Origin of the sequence: Flavobacterium sp., assembly GCF_035292545.1 — a bacterium.
Taxonomy (GTDB): domain Bacteria; phylum Bacteroidota; class Bacteroidia; order Flavobacteriales; family Flavobacteriaceae; genus Flavobacterium.
Window position 1 is genome coordinate 1 of sequence record NZ_DATDPV010000013.1, and the last position, 2,463, is coordinate 2,463.

The window sequence follows — 2,463 nt, forward strand, 5'->3', positions numbered from 1 at the left end:
CACCGAGGGGGTCGGGGGTTCGAACCCCTCATCGCCCACACATTTAAAAACAAATGGTCACAAAAGCCGATAAATCTTAAGATTTATCGGCTTTCTGCTTTGGGGCATATACCAAATTATTCATTCAATCTTAATGCGAAAGGGACAAAATCGAGACCCTAAAAAATTTACAATTTTGGGTCTCGCAAAATTCTCTTAAGCACTGTAAACACTGTACTATCAACCAGTTTAATACTGGTTCAAAAAGTGTACATCTTGTTTACTAAAAGTTTAAAAATTAAATTGAATAGTAATTAAAAGGTCACCACCATGAAAGCAAAAATCACTGTGCATATTTATGCAAAAACTTCTAAAGCAAACAAAAACGGTCAATTGCCAATTTATTTTAGGTTAACTGTAAACGGAGAACGCTTTGAATTCAGCACTAAAAAATTCATTGAAAAATCAAAATGGTCCTCAGAACAATCAAAAATGAAAGGCAACTCAGATGAAGCTAGGTCATTAAATAATTATCTCGATTTAATCAAATCAAAGGTTTTTGATATTCAAATGGAATTACTTCATAAGAACGAAGAACTATCAATTGAAAATTTTAAATCAAGACTGACCGGAACACATGAACGTGAGCGAATGATCATTCCAATTTATCAAAGTCATAATGATAAAATTAAAGATTTGATTGGAAATGGTTACGCTTATGGAACTTTGGAGCGATTTAAAATCTCATTAAAACACCTTCAGGAATTCATTCTTTGGAAATACAACGTGAATGATCTAAGCATCAATAAAATCGACTATGCCTTTGTAACGGAGTTTGAATTCTATTTGAGAAGTGTGAAAAAATGCAACAACAATACAGCAGTCAAATATGTTAGAAACTTCAGAAAGATTATCAAAATATGTCTGGATAATGATTGGCTAGATAAAGACCCAACTACTCGATATGAAGGCAAAATGAAAGAAGTTGAAAGAGACTTTTTAACCGAAGAGGAATTATTGAAAATCTACAACAAGAAAATTTCATCAGAAAGACTACAACTAGTTAGAGATATTTTCATTTTTTCATGCTACACTGGTTTAGCCTACATTGATGTCAAAGGATTGAAAAAGGATCATATTGGTATAGGCATTGATGGAGAAAAATGGATTTTCAAAAACCGTCAAAAAACAGAAACAAAATCTAAAATTCCAATTTTACCAATAGCTGAAGAAATTATTGAAAAATACAGTAATCATCCTAAATGCTTAAATGAAGATACTATTTTACCAATCTTAACAAACCAAAAAATGAATGCTTATTTGAAGGAAATTGGAGATTTATGTGATATTCCAAAAGAAATAACTTTCCACATGGCCAGACATACGTTTGCTACTTCAGTAACATTGACTAATGGTGTTCCAATTGAAACCGTTAGCAAAATGCTAGGACACAAAAATTTGCATACGACACAACATTATGCAAAAGTGTTGGATAGAAAAGTAAGTGAGGATATGTCTTTATTAAAACATAAATTATCTATTCAAACTACTATCTCCAAAAGTTCTTGATTATCAATTAAACTCCTTTTAAACCAACGTCAACAAATAACCAAGCAATGATCCGCCCAATACAACAAATGCACTATTTAATTTCTTGTAACCAAATGCAATTGCAATACTTAAAACCGCAATTAAAATGGTTCGCCAATCGGTAATAGTATCTTTGCCCATATCAAAACAAACGGCTACGATAATAGCAACGGATGCTACATTCACAGCGTCCAAAAAGGCTGACAATCCTTTGGAATTCCGTAGCTTTTTCATCAGCGGATTAAGTAGTGCCACAAAAACAAAAGAAGGAAGAAAAATAGCTATAGTTGAAATAATAGCTCCTGAAAGCCCATTTATTTGGAAGCCAATAAATGTTACAGAAGAAAATACAGGACCAGGAGTAAACTGACCTACGGCAATAGCATCAATTAGTTGCTGTCTTGTGAGCAGACCTGTGGCAACCAGTTCTGTATCTAAAAAGGCAAATAAAACATATCCGCTCCCATAAAGTATAGAACCGATTTTAAGGAAAGTCCAAAAAAGTTTAGCATTGGTTGCTGTCCACAATGTTGTCTGTGTAATTTGAAGAAAGGTAAGTGGAACAAAACTTTGCATAGAGTCATTTTGTCTGTTCTGAACTGTGTACAAGCCAAGTGCAAAGAGACCTGCACCAAACATTAAATAAATCTCATTAACTCCGAGCACTGCTGCTAATAAAACAGCAATACCAATGAGAGCTAAAATTTTTGATTTGACAGATTGTTTTGCCAATGGATAAATTGCTGCTAAAATAATGGCTATGATAGCAGGCTTTACACCATAAATAAAAGGTTGCACTTCTGGTAATTGTCCATATAGACTATAAAAATACGCTAATATACCTGTAATTATAACGGCGGGTAAAATGAAACACAAACCTGCTGCAACTAAGCC

General features: G+C 33.4%; 2 protein-coding genes. One reads left to right on the forward strand and one right to left on the reverse strand.

Going from position 1 to position 2,463, the window contains the following annotated elements; genetic code table 11:
- Positions 1 to 309: 309 nt before the first annotated feature.
- Positions 310 to 1,548: a site-specific integrase gene (locus VI621_RS01795; RefSeq protein WP_324216682.1), complete on the forward strand. Its 1,239-nt coding sequence runs from the start codon at positions 310 to 312 to the stop codon at positions 1,546 to 1,548.
- 18 nt (positions 1,549 to 1,566) lie between these two features.
- Here VI621_RS01795 and chrA read toward each other — a convergent pair.
- Positions 1,567 to 2,463 (reverse strand): chromate efflux transporter (gene chrA, locus VI621_RS01800; RefSeq protein WP_324216683.1); only part of this gene is annotated, 897 nt, incomplete at its 5' end.